Source organism: Burkholderia sp. 28_3, assembly GCF_003253915.1.
GTDB classification, from domain to species: domain Bacteria; phylum Pseudomonadota; class Gammaproteobacteria; order Burkholderiales; family Burkholderiaceae; genus Burkholderia; species Burkholderia cenocepacia.
Map to the genome: position 1 here is coordinate 699353 of NZ_QKZF01000001.1, position 20348 is coordinate 719700.

A 20348-nucleotide genomic window follows, 5' to 3' on the forward strand; every position below is an offset into this window, starting at 1 on the left:
CGGTCGTCGCGCACGCTCGCCCGTGCACGCGATCGCGCCCGCCCACCGACTACCAGGAGGCACACATGAAAGCTGCGCTGCTCGTCAGCTCCGTCCTGCTCGCCATGGCGTCCGCCTCGGCCTCGGCCCAAGGTTCGATCACGAAAGTCGAGAACGGCGCGCTCGTCGCCGCCAACGGCATGACCGTCTACGCATTCGACAAGGACAAGCCCAACGCCGGCACCAGCGCCTGTACAGGCCCATGCGAAACCCTGTGGCCACCCTACAAGGCCAGCGCGACCGACGTACCGGTCGGGCCCTACACGATCGTCAAGCGCGACGACGGCAGCCCGCAATGGGCGTACAAGGGCAAGCCGCTGTACTTCTTCTCGAAGGACATGAAACAGGGCGAGCGCAACGGCGACAACTTCAAGAACGTGTGGCACGTGGTCGCGCCGTAAGCCTTCTTTCGCCGCCTTCCGCGCATTTCGTGAGGACGTAAAAAAAGCCCGCCCCCGATCGCCGATCGGGGCGGGCTCCGGCCGCTTCGCACGTCGCACCGGCCGCATGCAGCCGGTGCGCGCGTGGGCTCAGCGGCTCGACGGGAAGCTGAACACCGTCCCCTCGCGCACGCCGGCCGACGGCCAGCGTTGCGTGATCGTCTTGCGCTTCGTGTAGAACCGCACGGCGTCCGGACCATAGGCATGCAGGTCGCCGAACAGCGAACGCTTCCAGCCGCCGAACGAGTGGTATGCGACCGGCACCGGCAGCGGCACGTTGATGCCGACCATGCCGATCTGGATGTTGTCGCCGAAATAGCGCGCAGCCTCGCCGTCGCGCGTGAACAGGCACGTGCCGTTGCCGTACTCGTGCGCATCGATCAGCGCCATCGCCTCGTCGAGCGACTTCAGGCGGATCACGCCGAGCACCGGCCCGAAGATCTCGTGCTGGTAGATCGGCATGCCGGGCTTCACGTTGTCGAACAGGCACGGGCCGAGGTAGTAGCCGCCGTCATGGCCGTCGACCTTCACGCCGCGACCGTCGACGACGAGCGTCGCGCCGGCTGCCACGCCCGCTTCGACGAAACCCGTCACCTTCTCGAAATGCTGCTTCGTGACGAGCGGGCCCATGTCGACGCCCGCGCCGTTGCCCGGGCCGACCTTCATCTTCTCGATCTCGGCCTTCAACCCCGCGACGACCTTGTCGCCCGTTTCGTCGCCGATCGCGACGACGAGCGGAATCGCCATGCAGCGCTCGCCGCACGAGCCGTACGCGGCGCCCATCAGCGCGTTCACCGCATTGCCGATGTCCGCATCCGGCATCACGACCGCGAAGTTCTTCGCGCCGCCGAGCGCCTGCACGCGCTTGCCGTGCGCGCAGCCGGTCGAGTAGATGTATTCGGCGATCGGCGTCGAGCCGACGAAGCTCACGGCCTTCACGCGCGGATCGGTCAGGATCGTGTCGACCGCTTCCTTGTCGCCGTTCACGACGTTCAGCACGCCCGGCGGCAGGCCGGCCTCGAGCGCGAGCTCGGCCATGCGCAGCGTGGACGACGGCGTACGCTCGGACGGCTTCAGCACGAACGTGTTGCCGCAGGCGACGGCCATCGGCCACATCCACAGCGGCACCATCACCGGGAAGTTGAACGGCGTGATGCCGGCCGCGACGCCCAGCGCCTGGAACTCGCTCCACGAATCGATCGCGGGGCCGACGTTCTTGCTGTGCTCGCCTTTCAGCAACTCGGGCACGTAGGTCGCGTATTCGACGTTCTCGATCCCGCGCTGCAGTTCGCCCATCGCATCGGCGAGCACCTTGCCGTGCTCGGCCGTGATCAGCGCGCACAGCTCGTCGGCGTGTTCCTCGAGCAGCGTCTTGAAGCGGCTCATCACGCGGGCACGCTTCAGCGGCGGCGTGTTGCGCCACGCCGGGAACGCGGCCTGCGCGGACGCGATCGCGGCTTCGACGGTCAGCTTGTCGGCGAGCGCGACGCTCTTGTGCGATTCGCCGGTGGCCGGGTCGAACACCGGCTGGACGCGGCTGCCGCCGTCGACGCGCTTGCCGTCGATCAGGTGGCCGACGGTGGAAGTCACATTGCTGTCGTGTTTCATGTTTCGGGCTCTTTCGTGAATTCGGTTATCGCTGCGGGCGAGCGGTGGCTCAGTCCACTTCGTTCAGTGCGTCGGACAGCGCGTTGACCAGGTTGTCGATCTCGCGCTTCTCGGCGATGAACGGCGGCGCGAGCTGGATCGTGTCGCCGCCGTAACGCACGTAGAAGCCCTTCGCCCAGCAGCGCATCGCGATCTCGTACGGGCGCCGTGCCGGCTCGCCCGGCAGCGCGGCGATCGTCAGGCCGGCCGCCAGCCCGTAGTTGCGGATGTCCGCGATGTGGCGCTGGCCCTTCAGCCCGTGCACGGCCGCCTCGAAATGCGGCGCGAGATCGCGCACGCGGGCCACCGCGTCTTCCTTCACCAGCAGGTCGAGCGCCGCGACGCCGGCCGCGCACGCGACCGGATGCGCCGAATACGTGTAGCCGTGCGGGAACTCGAGCATGTACTCGGGGCCGCCCGCGGCCATGAACGTGTCGTAGATTTCCTTCGTCGCGATCACGCCGCCGAGCGGCTGCACGCCGTTCGTCACCTGCTTCGCGAAGTTCATGATGTCCGGCACCACGCCGAATGCGTCGGCGCCCGTCATCGCGCCGGCGCGGCCGAAGCCCGTGATGACCTCGTCGAAGATCAGCAGGATGTCGTGCGCGGTACAGATGTCGCGCAGGCGCTTCAGATAGCCCTTCGGCGGCACGACCACGCCCGCCGAACCGGAGAACGGCTCGACGATCACGGCCGCGATGTTCGACGCGTCGTGCAGCGCGATCAGCTCGAGCAGGCGGTCGGCCAGCTCGGCGCCGTGCTCGGGCATGCCGCGCGAGAACCTGTTCTCGGCCAGTTGCGTATGCGGCAGGAAATCGGCATCGAGGCCCTGACCGAACAGCTTGCGGTTCGGTCCGATCCCGCCGACCGAGATGCCGCCGAAGTTCACGCCGTGATACCCCTTCTCGCGACCGATCAGGCGCGTTTTCGTGCCCTTGCCCTTTGCGCGCCAGTACGCGCGGGCCAGCTTCAGCGACGTGTCGGCCGCTTCCGAGCCCGAACCCGTGAAGAATACGTAGTCGAGGCCGGCCGGCGTCAGCTCCTTGATCTTGTTGGCGAGTTCGAACGATTTCGGATGGCCGAACTGGAAGGCCGGCGCGTAGTCGAGCTGCGCGACCTGGCGGCTCACGGCCTCGACGATTTCCGTGCGGCCGTGACCGAGGCCCGTGCACCAGAGGCCCGACAGGCCGTCGAAGATCTTGCGGCCTTCGGCGTCGGTGTAATACGCGCCCTTGCCGGACACGATCATGCGCGGATCGGCCTTGAACTGACGGTTGGCCGTGAACGGCATCCAGTGCGCATCGAGCCAGGCGGCGTCGGTGCGGAGGTTCGTGTCGTCGTGCTGGGCGGTGGTGATGTCGGTCATGTCGGTCGGCGCGGCGCGCCCCTCCTCCTTGTGATGATGTTGCACATTGTCGGGACGCCAATTAGTCTTTTGAATATCGCAATATCAATGTTCACTTGCTCAACTATGCAAGCAAAGAAACCGAAGAGCCGCGCGCTGCTCGGGCAGCTCAGCGACATGGATCTCCGTTTGCTGCGGGTCTTCAAGGGCGTCGTGCAGTGCGGCGGGATGGCGGCGGCCGAACTGGAACTGAATATCGGCATCTCGACGATCAGCCGGCACGTGAAGGATCTGGAAACGCGGCTCGGCCTCGTGCTGTGCCGGCGCGGCCGCGCGGGCTTCACGCTGACGCCCGAGGGGCAGACGGTGTACGAGGAGACGCTGCGGCTGCTCGCATCGATGGAAGCATTTCGCAGCAGGATCGACGGCATTCACGACCGGATGGGCGGAGAACTGCACATCGCGGTATTCGACAAGACGGCCACCAACGCGAATGCCCGCCTCGGCGACGCGATCCGCCAGTTCGCCGACGAAGCGCCCGACGTCGCGCTGAACCTGCACGTCGCGTCGATCAACGAGGTCGAGCGCGGGATCATCGACGGCAGTTACCAGGTCGGGATCATTCCCGTGCACCGCAACTCGGGCAGCCTCGTGTATTCGGAGCTGTTCGACGAACGGATGCTGCTCTACTGCGGCCGCCAGCATCCGCTGTTCGATGCGCCGCACGGCAAGCTTACGTGGACGACGATCCGCAACCACGCGTTCGCCGGGCTGGGTTTCCATTCGCCGAACATGGAGCTGAGCCATCGCGCAAAGCTCACCCGCAGCGCGACCGCATCGGACCAGGAATCGATCGCGACGCTGATTCTGTCGGGCCGCTATCTCGGCTTCCTGCCCGATCACTATGCGGAGAGTTTCGAAAACAAGGGGCTGATGCAGCCGATCGCGCCGCACCGGTTCAATTACCGTTGCCGGTTCGTGAGCCTGCTGCGGCGCTCGCCGCGGCCGTCGCGGGCGGCGCTGCTGTTCCAGTCGTGCCTCGACGCCGCGCATGCGGCGGCACGGCCGGCGGCGTAGCGGCGGCTTGCGGTCCGGTCAGGCGGCGTCGCCGCCCGTACGCGGCTGTGCCCGCTTGCGCGCGACGAAATGGGTCGCGACGAGCGCGGCCGCAAAGCCGGACGCCGCGCCGACGCCGAGCGCCCAGCGCGGGCCGAGATGGTTTGCCACCCAGCCGGCCACCGGCGCGCCGATCGGCGTGCCGCCCAACGCGACCGCGAGGCGCAGCGCCATCACGCGGCCGCGCATCGCCGGCTCGGTGGACAGCTGCATCAGGCTGTTGGTCGAGTTCATGAAGGTGATCGCGGCGATGCCCGTCAGCACCAGCGCCGCGGCGAACGACCAGTAGCCGGGCGCCAGCGCGGCGAACGTGCAGCCGAGCCCGAACAGCGTCGCGCCGATCCACAGATGACGAAACCGCGGCTGCTCGCGGCGCGCGGCGAGCAGCGCGCCCGAGATCGTGCCGACCGCCATCATCGACGACAGGAACCCGAACCCGCGCGCGTCGACGTGAAACACGCTGGCGGCCATCGTCGAAATGAACAGCTGGAAATTGAGCCCGAACGTGCCGATCAGGAACAGCATCACGAGGATCGCCGTCAGGTCCGGGCGACGCCACACGTAGCGGAACCCGTCGAGCAGGCTGCTGCGCGCGCGATCCGCCCGCACGTTCGCGCGCAGTTCGTCCTCCCGCAGCCGCGACAGCGACGCCAGCACCGCGAAGAAGCTGAGCCCGTTCGCGAGGAACGCCCAGCCGGTGCCGACCGATGCGATCAGGAACCCGGCCGCCGCCGGGCCGACCATCCGCGCGGCATTGAACGACGTCGAATTGAGCGCGACCGCGTTCGCGAGCTCGCGGTCGCCAACCAGTTCCGCGACGAAGGTCTGCCGCACCGGCGCGTCGAACGCCGACGCGCAGCCGAACAGGAACGCGAACACATACACGTGCTCGAGCCGCACGGCGCCGGTGACCGTCAGCACGCCGAGCACGAGCGCCAGCGCGCCCATCAGCGCCTGCGTCGCCATCAGCAGCTTGCGCTGGTCGAAGCGGTCGGCCGCGTAGCCGGTCCACGGCAACAGCAGCAGTTGCGGCCCGAACTGCAGCGCCATCACCGTGCCGACCGCCGAGGCATCGTGATGCGTGAGTTGCGTGAGGACGAGCCAGTCCTGCGCGGTGCGCTGGATCCACGTGCCGATGTTCGACACCAGCGAACCGATCGCCCACACGCGATAGTTGAAACTGCGAAGCGAGCGAAATACGCCCGCGGCCGGCACGCTCATGGCCGCTCCCGGTCCGGCTCGTTGCCGCCGTGCAGCGCGCCGAAGCGCCGCGCGAGGAACAGGCCGAGCACCAGGATGCCGAGGCCGAGCGCCGCGGCGTCGGCCGTGCGCTTCAGGTCGAAATCGCCGACCCGGCACACGAGCGCATACGCGATGACGAGGTTCACGACGCCCCACACCACGTTCACGGTGGACGACGACAGCCCGCGGCCGGGCGGATTCGCGAACGGCGTCTGGAACGGCTCGCCGCGCAGCCCGCTGACGAGATGCGGCACGACGTTCGCGAGAAACGCACCGCCGAAGAAGTACGACACGAGAGGCAGGAAGTTCATGCGCGGATTGTCCTTGCGGCGAGTGGATCGGCGCGGTTCACGGACGCGCCGGGTCCTGGAATTCGGCGAGCCGCTGCAGCAGCTTCACGGCCGCCGCGAGCTCGGCCTGTTCCGCCGCCGACAGTTGCGCGTGCAGCGCGCGGAACAGCCAGTCGTCCTTGGCCGCGCGGTTGGCTTGCAGCACCTTGCGGAAACCGGGCGTGAGCGCGATCAGCGTCTGCCGGCCGTCGCTCGGATCGGGCGCGCCGGCGACCGCGCCGAGCGCCTCGAGCGTCGCGACCGTCACGCGCATCGATTGCGGGCGCACGCTTTCGGCACGCGCAAGCGCCGACACGGTCGCCGGGCCGTCGCGGTCGAGCCGCAGCAACACCGATTTCTGCGAGGACGTGAGGTCGTTCGGATGAGTCTGCTCCCGCAGCCGCCGCATCAGCTTGCCGACCGAGATGCGGAGTTCGCCGGCGAGACCGGCCAGCGGGAGTGGGTCGGGGGGAGACGATGGCGCGTTCATGAATTCAAGATAGCACATCGACAGTCAAACTGTACAGTTTGACTGTATATTTCAGCGTGTAAGGATCGCCCCCGCCGTGCCGGCCTTCGCCGCGGCGCCGACTCCGTTCGGCCGCGTGATCCGGCTCTGCGATAATGCGGGCTTCTTTCCGTTTCCGCTCCGCCTTCCGCCATGACGCAGCCGTCCGCCCCGCTCTCCACCGACCTGCCGCCGATCTCCTGCCTGCCCGGCGACGCGCTGCCGTGGCTGCCGATGAGCGCCGACCTGCCGGGGCTCGCGATCAAGTACCTGCACATCAATGCGGCCGAGGACACGCTGACCGCGCTGCTGAAGATGCCGGCCGGCGGCACGCTGCCGCGCCATCGTCACGACGGCGAGGTGTTCGTCCATACGCTGCAGGGTGCGTGGCGTTACCGCGAATACGACTGGATCGCGCACGCCGGCTCGACGGTGCTCGAACCGGCCGGCTCGGTGCACACGCCGGAAACCCTCGGCGCGCCGGGCGAGGACGTGATCACGCTGAACGTGATGCGCGGCGACCTCGTGCTGCTCGACGACGACGGCCGCGAAACGGCGCGCGAGAACTGCCGCGTCGCGCTGCTGCGCCAGCGCAAGCATGCGCGTACGGCGCCGGATGCGGCCACGGCGTTCGTCACGCGATAAGACACGCGGCGGCGGCGCGACGCGATTCGCATCGCGCCGGCTCCCGTCACGCCTGAACCGCGCGAGCGCCCTGCGGCCCAGGTTTCCGCCGAGCGGGCTGCCCGCCCGTTACCGGAAACGCCGGAAAAACCGCCGAATATCGTCGGCGAGCAAGTCCGGCTCCTCCAGCGCCGCGAAATGGCCGCCGCTCGGCATGTCGGTCCACTGCACCACGTCGAACACGCGTTCGAGCCAACTGCGCGGCGGACGGCTGATCTCCTTCGGAAAGCGCGCGAAGCCGACGGGCGCCGCCACGCGTTGCCCCGGCGCGAAGCGCATCGGCTGCAGCCGGTTTTCCCAATACATCTGCATCGACGAGCCAATGCAGCCGGTGAACCAGTAGAGCGATATGCCCGTCAGCAGCGTGTCGTGCGAAAACCGCCGCCCGACGTCGCCGTCGCAATCGCTCCACGTGCGGAATTTCTCGGCGATCCAGGCGGCCAGCCCGGCCGGCGAATCGTTGAGCGCGACGGCCAGCGTCTGCGGTTTCGTCGCGTGCACGTGCGCGTATCCGCCTTCCATCGCGACCCAGTCGGTGCGCTGCTTCAGGAATGCCTGCTCGTCGTCGGTCAGCGGCGCGGCCGGGTCGATCGCCGGCTCGTAGCTGCCGGGCAGGTAGTTCAGATGGACACCGTCCACCCTGTCTGCATGTCGCGCGCCGAGCGCCACCGACACGGCCGCGCCGATATCGCCGCCCTGCGCGCCGAAGCGTCGATACCCGAGGCCGGCCATCAACCCGGCCCAGCGATCGGCGACCTGAAACGCCGACATGCCGGGGGCCGCCGGCGCCGGCGAGAACAGGAAACCGGGCAGCGAGGGCACGACGACGTCGAACGCGTCGTCAGGATCGCCGCCGAATGCCGCCGGGTCGCACAGCCGATCGAGCAGCGCATCGAATTCGAACACGGAGCCCGGCCAGCCGTGCGTGATGACGAGCGGATAAGGTGTCGGTCCCGCGCCACGCCGATGGATGAAATGCACGCGCTGCCCGTCCACGTCCGCGACGAACTGCGGCAGCCGGTTCAGCGCACGCTCGAGCGCACGCCAGTCGAAGCCCCCGGCCCAGTACGCGACCAGCTCGCGCAGCCATGCGCCGTCCACTCCCTGCTGCCAGGGCTCGGCGGGGGTCAGCGTCGGCGGGCGCGCGTCGCGCAGGCGCCGGCGCAGATCATCGAGCGCTTGATCAGGTATCGCAATGTCGAACGGTACGGCGTGCATCGTGTCTCCTCGCGAAGCATGTCGACGAGATTCTGCGCGCTTTTTCCGACTCGCGCCGGCGGCGGGCGGCCACGCTCGTCAGCCCGTTTCCCGCTCGTCGGCCCGCGCGTCGCGCCGCAGCGCCTGCGGCGGCACGCCGAACCCGCGCACGAACGCCTCGCGCATGTGCCGGCGGTCGCGAAAACCGTTCTCCTGCGCGATCACGTCAAGCGGATGGCGGCTCTGTTCGATCATCAGCCGCGCCGCTTCGAGCCGCAGCCGCTCGATCGCCTTCGCCGGCGACTGTCCGGTTTCGAGCGTAAATATGCGGCTGAACTGGCGCGGGCTCAGGTGCACGGCCTCGGCCAGATCCTCGACGGTCAGCGCGCGGCCGAGGTTTTGCCGCGCGTAGTTGAGCGCGTTCTGGATCCGGTCGGATTTCGGCGCGAGATCGAGCATTTCCGAATGCTGCGACTGGCCGCCGGCCCGGCGCTGGTGCATCACCAGCTTGTGCGCGACCGACCGCGCGGCATCGGCGCCGAGATCCTTTTCCACCATGGCGAGCGCGAGATCGAGCCCGGCCGTCATCCCGGCCGACGTCCAGATCGGGCCGTCGACGATATAGATCCGGTCGTCCTCGACGCGAATCTCCGGGTAATGCCGCTGCATGTCGCGGCCGAACGCCCAGTGCGTGGTCGCGCGACGCTGCGCGAGCAGCCCGGCCTCGGCCAGCACGAACGCCCCCGTGCAGATGCCGGCGATCCGCCGCGCACGCGTACTCGCGCGGCGCAGATAGGCGACGACGCCGGCCGGCGCCGGCGCGGCGAGCGGATCGTTGACGCCCGCGACGATCCACGTGTCGACGCCGATCCGCCCGCGCAGCGCGCGCGTGGCGACCGGCAGCCCGAGCGACGAGCGCACGTCGCCGCCGTCGACCGAATAGTTGTCCATCGCGTAGAACGGCTTCTCCAGACCCATGTTCGCGTACTCGAACACCGACTGCGCGGCGAGCGCCATGATCTGGAAGCCGTCGCTGATCAAAAAGCCGATTCGGTGCATGTGCGTCCTCCGGTCCCGTGTCGATCGCTGCGATGTCCGGAATCATACCCATCTACGTCATTTGTGTCGAAGCGCTTCGAGGCCAGAATGCTTTCACGCCATCCGGCCATCCTCATCGAAACGGAGTACATCATGACGCAAGCCCATCGCGGTACCGCCCTCATTACCGGCGCGTCGTCGGGCATCGGCGCCGTCTACGCGGACCGCCTCGCGCGCCGCGGCTACGACCTGATCCTGGTCGCGCGCAGCCGCGAGCGCCTGAGCGCCCTCGCCGAGCGCATCACGAACGACACGCAGCGCAGCGTCGAGATCGTCGACGCGGACCTCAACGACCGCGCAGCGCTCGCCGCCGTCGAAGCCAAGCTGAAACAGGACGCGAGCATCACGCTGCTGGTGAACAACGCGGGCATCGGCACGCATGCGCCGCTGCTCGACAGCGACGTCGACGCGATGACGCGGATGATCGACCTGAACGTGACCGCGCTCACGCGCCTGACCTATGCGGCGGTGCCCGGCTTCGTCGCACGCGGCCGCGGCGCGGTGATCAACATTTCGTCGATCGTCGCGATTTCGCCGGAAACGCTGAACGGCGTGTACGGCGGCAGCAAGGCGTTCGTGCTCGCGTTCAGCCAGTCGCTGCATCACGAGCTCGCCGGCAAGGGCGTGCAGGTGCAGGCCGTGCTGCCCGGCGCGACGGCCACCGATTTCTGGCAGACGGGCGGCCTGCCGCTCGAGCACCTGCCGAAGGAAATCGTGATGACCGCGCACGACATGGTCGATGCGGCGCTGGTCGGGTTCGAGCGCGGCGAACTCGTGACGATCCCGTCGCTGCACGCGGGCGACGAATGGGACGCATACGAGGCCGCGCGCCGCACGATGGCGCCGCACCTGTCGGCCGATACGCCCGCGCCGCGCTACACCGCGGCGCGCTGATTGCCGGCGGGACCCGCGTCGCGCGGTGCGGCACGCACGCCCAGCAGCATCGCGACCGCGCACGCGGCCAGCAATCCGGCGATCATCAGCATCGCCGAATCCATGCTGCCGGTGCGCGTGCGGATCACGCCGACGATCCACGGCGTGATCATCCCGCTCGATACGCCGATGCTGCTGATCAGCGCAATGCCGCCTGCCGCACCGGCACCCGCGAAATACGCGGACGGCACGGCCCAGAACACCGGATGCGCGGCGAAGATCAGCATCGCCGCGATCGACAGCAGCGCCATCATCGCGACGATGCTCGGCAGATGCAGCGTCAGCAACGCGAGCGCCACCGCGCCGCCGAACGCGCATGCGGCGAAATGCCGGCGGCGTTCGCGCTTGCGGTCCGAGCGCCGCGCGATCGCGATCAGCCCGGCCGCGCCGATCGCGTTCGGCACGATCGACAGCAGGCTGATGTGAACCACGTCGTGAATGCCGAATTCGCGAATCATCAGCGGCATCCAGAACAGCAGCATCAGCAGCGCGGTCGTCAGCGAGAAATAGATGAACGCGAACAGATAGGTGCGCGGCTCGGCCAGCACCTGCCGCAGCGACGAAGCCGCGTGCGCGGGTGCCTCCGCGCGATCGGCAGCGAGGTCGGCCGCGAGCCGCCGCCGGTCGTCGTCGGACAGCCAGCGCGCGTGTTCGGGGCGATCGCACAGCCAGAACCACGCCGTCACGCCGAGCACGAGCGCCGGCGCGCCCTCGATCGCGAACATCCATTGCCAGCCGTGCAGACCGAGCACGCCGGACATCCCGCGCATCAGCCAGCCCGACAGCAGTCCACCGACCATCCCGGCCACCGCGACGCCCGCATAGAAGATCGACAGCACCGACGCGCGACGGCGCGCGGGATACCAGTACGTCAGGTAGAACACGACGCCCGGGAAAAAGCCGGCCTCGAAAAGCCCGAGCAGGAAGCGCAGCACGTAGAACTGCCTTGCGCTGTCGACGGTGATCATCGCGACCGACACCGCGCCCCACAGGAACATGATCCGCGCGAACGTGCGTCTTGCGCCGAAGCGGCGCAGCAACGCGTTGCTCGGCACCTCGAACAGCACGTAGCCGACGAAGAACAGCACCGCGCCGAGGCTGTACATCGCGTCGGTGAGGCCGAGATCCTGCCGCATCTGCAACTGCGCGAAGCCGATGTTGCTGCGATCGAGGATCGACACGATGTAGCAGACGAACAGGAACGGCACGATGCGCATGCCGATGCGGCGGTACAGCGCGTCGTGGTCCGACGCACGAGGGCCGGACGCTGCGGCATGCGCGGCGTCTGCCGGGAGAGGGGCTGACATCGATCGTCTCCTCCACGGAGGTCAACAGGGAGCGCGCAGGACGTGCAACGCCGGTCGCCGCCGCCCGCCGACGGCGACCGGCCGAAGCCGACGTTCAGCCGCGCCGCGCGCCCTCGCCCTTCACGCCGAGCATCAGCGCCACGCCGCTCGCCACCAGCAGCGCGGCCAGCAGGTACACGGCGAGATCCATGCTGCCGGTGCGTGTGCGGATCATCCCGATCACCCACGGACTGACGATGCCGCTCGTGATCCCGATGCTGCTGATCAACGCGATCCCGGCCGCGGCGGCATTGCCGGACAGGTAGCGGGTCGGCACGGCCCAGAAGATCGGCAGCGCGGCGAAGATCAGCGTGGCCGCGATCGACAGGCACGCGAGCATCGCCGCGAAGCTGTGCAGGTGCAGCGTCAGCGCCGCGAGCGCGAGGCCGCCGCCGATCGTGCAGCACGCGAAGTGCTTGCGGCGTTCGCCGGTGCGGTCCGAGCGGCGCGCGATCAGCACCAGCCCGACCGCGCCCACCGCATTCGGCACGACCGTGTAGAGGCTCACGGCGACGACGTCGGTCACGCCGAAGTCGCGGATCATCAGCGGCATCCAGAAGTTGAGCGTCAGCGACGCGCAGGTCAGCGAGAAATAGATGAACGCGAACAGATACACGCGCGGATTCGCGAGCGCGGTCATCACGCTGCGGCCGTCGTGCGCATTGCCGTGTGCGCGGCCTTCGGCGCACAGCGCGGCGACGCGCGCCTTTTCGTCGGACGTGAGCCACGGCGCGTCCTGCGGCCTGTCGACGAGCAACGTGAACGCAACGAACGCGAGCAGGATCGCCGGCGCCCCTTCGATCGCGAACATCCATTGCCAGCCGTGCAGCCCGAGCACGCCGCTCATGTCGCGCATGATCCAGCCGGACAACAAGCCGCCGAGCACACCGGCCACCGCGACGCCCGCGAAGAACACCGAGATCGCCGCCGCACGCCGGTTCGCGGGGAACCAGTAGGTCAGGTACAGCACGATGCCGGGGAAGAAGCCGGCCTCGAACACGCCGAGCAGGAAGCGCAGCACGTAGAAATGCGACGGCTGCGACACGAACATCATCCCGGTCGACGCGAGGCCCCACAGCAGCATGATCCGCGTGAACGTGCGGCGCGCGCCGAAGCGCGCGAGCAGCATGTTGCTCGGCACTTCGCAGCACACGTAGCCGACGTAGAACACCGCGGCGCCGAGGCCGTACATCGCATCGCTGAAGCCGAGATCGTGCTTCATCTGCAACTGCGCGAAGCCGATGTTGATGCGGTCGAGGAACGACACGACGTAGCAGAGGAACAGGAACGGGACGATCCGCCACGCGATCTTGCGGAACAGCAGCGCGTCGCTGAATGCGGATGCGGAAGTCGGCGCCGACGCGCTCGCGTGCGCGAGCGTCGCTTCGGCGGGAAGCGATTGGGGCATGTCTCTCTCCAAACGGGCCGCGCGATGTCGAGCGCGCGGCAGTCTCCGAGGGCGTGCATGCGCCCTGCTTTCTTGTGAGACCGGATACGGTTGCCGGCACCGCGGCGCGATGCCGCCGCGACTGCCGCAACCTTCAGGGAAACGGCGAGGCGATCATGTGAGCGCCGCCCCGCCGCCGTGTGCCGCTCAGTCCTGCAGCGCGGCCCACATGTCCTTGTCGCGCTGCGCGGTCCAGATGCGCGGATGCGCGATGCCGCTCGCCTCGTCGAACGCACGCGACACGTCGAACGGCAGACAGTGCTCGTAGATGAACACGTGGCCGAACTTCGGGTCCATCGCTTCGCGCGTGAGCGCCATCGCGGCCTTCAGGTCGAGATTGCGCTCGACGGCCTTGCGGCCCTGCGCGAGCAGCGTCGTGACGAAATCCTTCGTGTAGTCGAGGCCCTTGTTCACTTCCGCCGGATTCAGCAGCGCGGGGCCGCGGCCCGGCACGAGCTTCTCGGCGCCGAGCGCGCGCAGCGCCTCGAGCGTGGCCGGCCACTGTTCGAGCTGCGCGTCGCCGCAATAGCACGCGGCGTCGTATTCGACGAGGTCGCCCGAGAACAGCACCTTCTGCGATGGCAGCCAGACGATCGTGTCGCCCTTCGTGTGGCCCGAGCCGACGTGCATGATCTTCACTTCGAGCTTGCCGAGGAACAGCGTGATCTCGCGCTCGAACACGAGCGTCGGCCAGGTCAGGCCCGGCACCGTCTCGACGCCGGCGAACAGGCGCGGGAAGCGCTCGATCTCCGACTTCATGTCGGCCTCGCCGCGCTCGACGATCATCTCGTACGTGCCGCGGCTCGCGATCACGTGCTGCGCGCCTTCGTCGAAATACGCGGACGCGCCGAGCACGCGCACCGCGTGGTAGTGCGACAGCACCACGTGCTTGATCGGCTTGTCGGTGACGCTGCGGATCTTCGCGATCAGGTCCTGCGCCATCGCGGGCGTCGCGGTCGTGTCGACGATCAGCACGCTGTCGTCGCCGATGATCACGCCCGAGTTCGGGTCGCCTTCGGCTGTGTACGCGTAGGCGTTCTCGGACAGCTTCGTCCAGGTGACTTTCTTCTCTTCCAGATCGGCTTGGGAGGCGAATGCTTTGGCCATTGTGCGTTCCGTGGCTGCGAGCCATGTGTTGAGGGGTGTCAGCGGATCATCTGCTCGCGCCGAATATTTGTCAATGGCAAACGTGCTTGTTATTGTCTAATACGGGTAAACCTGCGGGCTGGCGCGAGAAATGGCGTCGGATACCATGCGGGGTTTCGTCAACGGAAGAATCATCGCGTGCAGAACCACGAAGTCAGCGCGGACGATGCGCCGCCCAAGGCGCAGCGCGGCATCCAGAGTGTCGAGGTCGGCGGCCGGCTGCTCGACGCGCTCGCGCGCCGGCGCAAGCCGCTCGGGCTGTCGGAGCTGGCCGCGGCGGCCGATCTCTCCACCGCTCAGGCGCACACCTATCTCGTGAGCCTGACGCGACTCGCGCTCGTGAAACGCGACGCGCTCACCGGCAACTACGAGCCGGGCCCGCTGTCGCTGCGGCTCGGGTTGATGTCGATCGAGCGCCAGCCGGCCTACCGCGCGACGCTTCCGCACGCGGTGCGGCTCGCGGAAACGGTCGGCCTGAGCGTCGCGCTGTCCGTGCCGGGCGTGCTCGGCCCGACGATCGTGCGCATCGAGCACGGCGGCTATCCGTTGCACGTGAACCTGCACGTCGGTTCGGTGATGTCGCTCGACACGACGGCGACCGGCCGCGTGTTCCGCGCGTTCGGCGACGCCGCGCAACTCGACGCGATGGCGGCCAGCCAGGCCGGCGCGGGCGATACGCTGGCAGGCGCCGAAGGCGCGCCGGTCGCGCCGGACGCCGATGCGCAACCCGCCGAACTCGACGCGATACGCATGCGCGGCATCGAACGCAGCATCGACCGGCCGAGCCCCGGCGTCAGCGGGATGTGCGTGCCCGTTTTCGATGCGCAGGGGCGCCTGCAACTCGCGTTGACGGTGATCGGTTCGACGGGATCGATCGATGTCGACTGGGACGGCCCGATCGCCGTGGCCTTGCGCGACGCGGCGCGGCAGGCGACCGCGTCGCTCGGCGCCGCAGGTGCGGACCCGGCGCCGGCGTCCGCGCCCGCGCCGGCCGCCGCGCGCGTACCGCCCGCGCTGGCCGACGACGCAAAAGCGCAGCGCGGGATCAATGCGCTCGACAGCACCGGCGAGTTGCTGCTCGCGCTGGTGTCGGCGGGCCGCGCGCTGCCGCTGCGCGATCTCGCGACGGCGGCCGGCATGCCGGCCGCGAAGGCGTTTCCGCATCTGGTCAGCCTGCAGAAGATCGGCCTGCTGAGCCGCGACGACGCCGGCTGCTTCGACGGCGGTCCGCTCGCGCAGGCGCTCGGCCTGATCGCGATGCAGCGCGTGTCGCCGACCCGCGATGCGGAAGCCGAGATCGTCGCGCTCGCCGGCGCGACCGACATGAGCGTGGCCGCCGCGACGCTCGGGCCGCTCGGGCCGACCGTGATCCGGCTCGAAGAATCGGCGCGGCCGCAGCACGTGAGCCTGCAAGTCGGCACCGTGATGTCGCTCGTCAATACGGCGATCGGCCGGATTTTCGCGTCCGGCATGTCCGACGACGTGCTGGCCGACCTGCTCGCCAACGAGCCGGTGCGCCTCGCCGGCGCGCACGCCGCGCCGGACGATGCGGCCTTCCGCGCCCGGCTCGCCGCGATCCGCGCGGACGAACTCGATTTCGCGTTCGACGCGCCGGTGCCCGGCATCGGGACGATCGCCGCGCCCGTATTCGATCACACCGGCAGCATCCGGCTCGTGATCGCGATCATCGGCTCGTCGCGCGGCTTCCCGCGCGGGCCGGACAGCGCGCTGGCGCAAGCGCTGCGGGCCGCGACGCGGCGGCTGTCGTGGCGCTTCGGGTGGATCGGCCGGTAAGCGCACTTTTTTTCCTACGCCCGACTTCGTTGTTTCTCCACGCAAGGCCGTGCCGGCACGGCCTCGTCACGCCTGCCCGGCGTGCCCGGGTGGCCGACATTCATGTTGCGCAGCAGCAACACAAATTGTCAGTAATTCTCATATAACGAAATCGCATTTCACAAGACGGTGCTGCTTCGCTATGATTAGGGTTATCCCTAACTCGCCACCTATATGGGGCTTCGTCATGCAAACGTCTAATGTCTCCGATCGTTCCACCCAATCCACTGGCTGGCTCGCACGTGTTGGCGAGCTGCTGGCAGAGGCCTGGGCGCTCCACCTCGAGAACTGCGAAGTCATCGCTGAAGCACACGCGCGTCTGCCGCGCTGAGCGAACGGCCGGCCGGCTGACGCGTTTGCGCTGACGCACGCCGACCGCGGCGGTCGCGCGGCGTACCCGACGGGCGCGCCGGGCATGTAGAAAGAGGCCGGGGTTCATCCTTCCCGGCCGGATACGCGCACCGCATCGGAAGCGTTTCAAGGTCGTCTCGAGGCCGTGTTTCAGGCCGAGACCGGCGCCGATTCGTGTCGGCGCGGACCGTCAGCCGGTTGCGGCCCGGACGGGATGCCATTCTTCTCGACTTGCGCGCGCTTGCGCCGGGCCATGCCGGACGGAAGATTCATCCGTTTTTGTGCCCGGCGGGCCGTCTGCCCAGCACGCCCTTCCTGTCAACCGTTCGCCGGCTTTCCTCCGCGCCTGCGTCCGATCGCACCCGCCGTCGCTGCAGCGACGGCCGTGCGCCCGTCTCCGCTCCCTCACACCTGAATCGAAGGCACGTCCTTCATGCATCGCAGCGCGAACATCGAGCGGCTGTGGCGGATGCTCGAAATCCGGTACAGCTTTTCGCGCAGGAAGCGCTCGTAGCCGGCCGTGCCGTCCACCGCGACCTTGATCCAGTAGTCGTACTCGCCCGACACCAGATACGCCTCGAGCACCTCCGGCAGCGCCGCCAGTTCGGCGCCGAAGCGCGCCAGCGCGTCGTCTTCATGGCGATCGAGCGTGACTTCGAGGATCACGATGTCCGCGTAGCCGAGCTTGCGCTGGTTGACCAGCGCGACATAGCCGTCGATGTAGCCGTCGAGTTCGAGTTGCCGCGTGCGGTTCCAGCAGGCGGTGGTCGACATGCCGATCTGTTCGGCCAGTTCGGCGTTCGACAGACGCGCATTTTTCTGCAATGCCCCCAGGATCTTGCGGTCCTGATTGTCGAGCGTTTTCGGCGTGCGTTCGCGGGTAGCCATGATGAGAAGAATCTTCTACTGAAAATCGGCATTCTATCTGAACGGGATTCCGGTTTCAGGCGTGTTTTGCTGGAAAACAGGAAGCCTTTTAACCAGGCCGCTTGATACATTTTCTCCATGCCTGCTGCCCGGCACGCTCCCCGCGACAACCCCTCGCAGCGGGACGCACGGCCGCAATCACGAGTTGCGGTGCCGGCCGGCAGGCATGCGATTCCCCGCCGCCCGCACGCCTATCCGACCGCGTGCGGGGCCGGTGCCTGCTTCCCCGTTCCTGCCCGTCCGTCATGTCGTTCAAGCTTTATCTGTCGTTCCTCGCCGCTTCCGTCGTCCTCATCTACGCGCCCGGCCCCGTCAACCTGCTCGCGATGAACCAGGCGCTGCGCACCGGCTGGCGCCGCGCGCTGCCGTGCGTCTGGGGCGGCACGCTCGCCGTGCTGCTGCAACTCGCGCTGACCGCGCTGTGCCTCAATTCGCTGGTCCACCTCGACGAACACGCGCTGACCGTGCTGCGCTGGGCCGGTGCCGCGTATCTCGTCTGGCTCGGCGGCAAGCAATGGCTGAGCCGCGCGCCGGCCGGCGCAGCCGCGGCACCGGCCGACGTCGACGCGGGAACGGCGATCGCCGCGCCGGACGCCGACTCCGGACGCGCGCTGTTCTGGCGCGGCGTCGCGACTTCCGGGCTGAATCCGAAGACGCTGCTGTTCTTTCCGTCGTTCTTTCCGCAGTTCATCAGCCCGACTGCCGACTGGAGCCTGAACCTTCAATACCTGCTGCTCGCCGCGACGTTCGCGCTGCTGTTCGCGGGCGGCGTCGCGTCGATGGCGCTGTTCTCGCACCGGCTGAGCCGCGCGCTGCAGCGGCCGGCGCGGATGCGGGCCATGAACCGCGTGACGGGCGGGCTGCTCGTCGGGATGGGCGCGATCATGGTCGGCTGGAACTGAACGGCCGGCGTGCCGGCTCCGTGGCGGCGACCATCGGGCCCCGCGAAAAAGCAGCCGAACGCCGAATGCTTTAGGGTAGCGGCTGGTTCGTTGGACATGCCCTGCCGGGCGACTGAATGAAGCACGTCACTACCCGCCTGCGGCGCCTGTTCGCGCCGATCGGCCTGCACTGGTATCTCGCCCTCCTGCTCGCGCTCGATGCACTCATGGTGCTGCGCCCCGTCGTCGAGCACGCGCGGCTCGGCCTGCATCGCGCCTGGCTCGCCGATGCGCTGAACCTCGTCGACAACATGGGGCTCGTCGTGCTGCCGCAGGTGGTCGTAGCGGCCGGCCTCGCGACGATGGCCATCGGCATCGTGCTGCGCGCCCGCGTCGCGTGGGTGCTGTCGATCCTGCTGCTGGTCGCGGCGGCCGCCATCAGCGTGCTCGGCGGCTATCGCAGCCACGCGGTGTTCGTCTATACGGCCGTGCTGGTCGTCGCGCTGCTGTACTACTGGCGGCACTTCGACCGCGCGAGCATCGCCGCCAGCAGCCTGTTCGCGTTGCTGAGCATCGTGTCGCTGCTGATCTACGCGACCTTCGGCGTGCTCTATCTCGGCGACGAATTCACGCCGCCCGTCCACGATCTCGCCACCGCCGTCTATTTCTCCATCGTATCGATGTCGACCGTCGGCTACGGCGACATCGTCCCGCACGCGCCGACCGCACGCCTGTTCACCGCGTCGGTGATCGTGCTCGGCATCACGGTGTTCGCGACGTCGATCAGCGCGGTCGTCGGCCCGGTGATCGGCGGCAATCTGAAACGGATCGTCAAGGGAGGCATTTCGAACGTGATCCGCAAGCATCATTTCCTGATCGTCGGCGCGACGCCCGTCGCGCATGCGGTGCACGACGGGCTGCGCAAGCGCGGCTACGCGGTGACCGTCGTCGTGCCGGCCGGCGTCGAGCACAACTATCCGGCCGCGACCGACCTGATCGTCGGCGATGCGACCGACCATGCGGTGCTGGAGAGCGCCGGCGCGGCGACCGCCCGCGCGGTGCTCGCGCTGCGTTCGGACGACGCCGAAAACGCATTCATCATCCTCGCGATTCGCGAGATCGCACCGTCGGTGCGCACGGTCGCGCTCGTGAACCAGCAGCGCAACCTCGAACGGCTGCGGCTGTTGAAGCCCGACATGGTGTTCTCGCCGCAGCAGCTCGCGGGCGAACTGCTCGCCAGCACGCTCAACGACGAACCGGTCGACAAGTCGGTGATCTCGCACCTGCTGTTCGGCACGACGGATGCCGCATGAGATCGTGAGCCGATGACCGCGTGACCGGAGCCGGCCGCCGCATGGCCGGTACAATCGCGCGATGTCCGAATTGCTCACTTACGGCGGCCTGTTCGCCGTGTCGATGGTCGCCGCGACCCTGTTTCCGCTCCAGTCCGAAGCCGTGCTCGCCGGCCTGCTGCTCGCCGGGCGCGAACCCGCGTGGGCGCTGGTGCTGGTCGCGAGCGTCGGCAACGTCGCCGGCTCGGCGATCAACTGGGCGCTCGGCCGCGGCATCGAGCATTTTCGCGAGCGCCGCTGGTTTCCGGTCAAACCGTCCGCGCTCGCGCGCGCCGAGCGCTGGTATGCGCGCTACGGCCGCTGGTCGCTGCTGCTGAGCTGGGCGCCGGTGATCGGCGATCCGCTGACGATGATCGCCGGCGTGCTGCGCGAGCCGCTGCCGACCTTTCTCGTCATCGTGACGATCGCGAAAGTCGGCCGCTATCTGGCCGTCGCGTGGCTCGTCACGCACTGACCTCCGCTTCCCCTTCGCCCGCCTGCGGGCCCG

General features: G+C 68.4%; 19 protein-coding genes. 8 read left to right on the forward strand and 11 right to left on the reverse strand.

Annotated elements, in window-relative coordinates; all coding sequences use genetic code 11:
* The first annotated feature begins 65 nt into the window (after positions 1 to 65).
* Complete coding sequence (locus tag DFS13_RS03335) at positions 66 to 440, forward strand: hypothetical protein (protein ID WP_006479101.1); 375 nt, start codon at positions 66 to 68, stop codon at positions 438 to 440.
* 129 nt (positions 441 to 569) lie between these two features.
* Here the strand turns inward: DFS13_RS03335 and DFS13_RS03340 are convergent, their stop codons facing one another.
* Both DFS13_RS03340 and DFS13_RS03345 read right to left on the reverse strand, forming a co-directional pair.
* On the reverse strand, positions 570 to 2087 hold the full coding sequence (locus tag DFS13_RS03340; RefSeq protein WP_034202380.1) for a CoA-acylating methylmalonate-semialdehyde dehydrogenase: 1518 nt from the start codon (positions 2085 to 2087) through the stop codon (positions 570 to 572).
* A 49-nt stretch (positions 2088 to 2136) separates the two neighbouring features.
* On the reverse strand, positions 2137 to 3492 hold the full coding sequence (locus DFS13_RS03345; RefSeq protein WP_012493315.1) for an aspartate aminotransferase family protein: 1356 nt from the start codon (positions 3490 to 3492) through the stop codon (positions 2137 to 2139).
* Between the two features lie 105 nt (positions 3493 to 3597).
* Between DFS13_RS03345 and DFS13_RS03350 the strand changes: the two genes are divergently transcribed.
* Entirely contained in the window at positions 3598 to 4548 is a 951-nt protein-coding gene (locus DFS13_RS03350) for a LysR family transcriptional regulator (protein ID WP_006494919.1), read from the forward strand.
* Between the two features lie 18 nt (positions 4549 to 4566).
* Here DFS13_RS03350 and DFS13_RS03355 read toward each other — a convergent pair whose 3' ends face one another.
* From DFS13_RS03355 to DFS13_RS03365, 3 genes are read right to left on the reverse strand one after another with little or no spacing between them, the layout of a single operon-like run.
* Positions 4567 to 5808, reverse strand: coding sequence for an MFS transporter (locus DFS13_RS03355; RefSeq protein WP_048985517.1), 1242 nt, complete (start codon positions 5806 to 5808; stop codon positions 4567 to 4569).
* Positions 5805 to 6140, reverse strand: a complete 336-nt coding sequence (locus DFS13_RS03360) for a hypothetical protein (RefSeq protein ID WP_006482655.1) — start codon at positions 6138 to 6140, stop codon at positions 5805 to 5807. The genes DFS13_RS03355 and DFS13_RS03360 overlap by 4 nt, the downstream gene beginning before the upstream one ends.
* A 37-nt stretch (positions 6141 to 6177) precedes the next feature.
* The gene (locus tag DFS13_RS03365; protein WP_230205861.1) at positions 6178 to 6666 is read right to left on the reverse strand and encodes a MarR family winged helix-turn-helix transcriptional regulator; all 489 of its coding nucleotides are present in this window, start codon (positions 6664 to 6666) and stop codon (positions 6178 to 6180) included.
* Positions 6667 to 6819: 153 nt separating this feature from the next.
* Here DFS13_RS03365 and DFS13_RS03370 point away from each other — a divergent pair, with 153 nt between their 5' ends.
* Positions 6820 to 7311, forward strand: coding sequence for a 2,4'-dihydroxyacetophenone dioxygenase family protein (locus DFS13_RS03370; protein ID WP_034202382.1), 492 nt, complete (start codon positions 6820 to 6822; stop codon positions 7309 to 7311).
* 108 nt (positions 7312 to 7419) lie between these two features.
* On the opposite strand, the gene DFS13_RS03375 is transcribed toward DFS13_RS03370, so the two are convergent.
* Positions 7420 to 8568 (reverse strand): epoxide hydrolase family protein, encoded by a 1149-nt coding sequence (locus DFS13_RS03375; protein WP_111441360.1) that lies wholly within the window; start codon positions 8566 to 8568, stop codon positions 7420 to 7422.
* Between the two features lie 78 nt (positions 8569 to 8646).
* Complete coding sequence (locus tag DFS13_RS03380) at positions 8647 to 9606, reverse strand: GlxA family transcriptional regulator (protein ID WP_080322736.1); 960 nt, start codon at positions 9604 to 9606, stop codon at positions 8647 to 8649.
* 132 nt (positions 9607 to 9738) lie between these two features.
* Here DFS13_RS03380 and DFS13_RS03385 point away from each other — a divergent pair, with 132 nt between their 5' ends.
* Entirely contained in the window at positions 9739 to 10539 is an 801-nt protein-coding gene (locus tag DFS13_RS03385; RefSeq protein WP_034203351.1) for an SDR family oxidoreductase, read from the forward strand.
* Here DFS13_RS03385 and DFS13_RS03390 read toward each other — a convergent pair.
* The 3 genes from DFS13_RS03390 to DFS13_RS03400 all read right to left on the reverse strand — a co-directional run bounded on the left by DFS13_RS03390 (position 10521) and on the right by DFS13_RS03400 (position 14478).
* On the reverse strand, positions 10521 to 11885 hold the full coding sequence (locus DFS13_RS03390; RefSeq protein WP_111441361.1) for an MFS transporter: 1365 nt from the start codon (positions 11883 to 11885) through the stop codon (positions 10521 to 10523). The genes DFS13_RS03385 and DFS13_RS03390 overlap by 19 nt on opposite strands.
* Positions 11886 to 11979: 94 nt before the next feature.
* Positions 11980 to 13332 (reverse strand): MFS transporter, encoded by a 1353-nt coding sequence (locus DFS13_RS03395; protein ID WP_034202385.1) that lies wholly within the window; start codon positions 13330 to 13332, stop codon positions 11980 to 11982.
* 186 nt (positions 13333 to 13518) lie between these two features.
* Entirely contained in the window at positions 13519 to 14478 is a 960-nt protein-coding gene (locus DFS13_RS03400; protein WP_006482658.1) for an MBL fold metallo-hydrolase, read from the reverse strand.
* Between the two features lie 177 nt (positions 14479 to 14655).
* Between DFS13_RS03400 and DFS13_RS03405 the strand changes: the two genes are divergently transcribed.
* Complete coding sequence (locus DFS13_RS03405; RefSeq protein WP_069352247.1) at positions 14656 to 16311, forward strand: IclR family transcriptional regulator; 1656 nt, start codon at positions 14656 to 14658, stop codon at positions 16309 to 16311.
* A gap of 795 nt (positions 16312 to 17106) precedes the next feature.
* Here the strand turns inward: DFS13_RS03405 and DFS13_RS03415 are convergent.
* Entirely contained in the window at positions 17107 to 17589 is a 483-nt protein-coding gene (locus DFS13_RS03415) for an Lrp/AsnC family transcriptional regulator (protein ID WP_006479115.1), read from the reverse strand.
* Between the two features lie 284 nt (positions 17590 to 17873).
* Here DFS13_RS03415 and DFS13_RS03420 point away from each other — a divergent pair, with 284 nt between their 5' ends.
* From DFS13_RS03420 to DFS13_RS03430, 3 genes are all read left to right on the forward strand, one after another.
* Complete coding sequence (locus tag DFS13_RS03420) at positions 17874 to 18530, forward strand: LysE family translocator (RefSeq protein ID WP_060265980.1); 657 nt, start codon at positions 17874 to 17876, stop codon at positions 18528 to 18530.
* A 116-nt stretch (positions 18531 to 18646) separates the two neighbouring features.
* Entirely contained in the window at positions 18647 to 19822 is a 1176-nt protein-coding gene (kch, locus tag DFS13_RS03425) for a voltage-gated potassium channel protein (RefSeq protein WP_006481934.1), read from the forward strand.
* A 61-nt stretch (positions 19823 to 19883) separates the two neighbouring features.
* Positions 19884 to 20315, forward strand: a complete 432-nt coding sequence (locus DFS13_RS03430) for a YqaA family protein (protein WP_048985523.1) — start codon at positions 19884 to 19886, stop codon at positions 20313 to 20315.
* Positions 20316 to 20348: the final 33 nt, after the last annotated feature.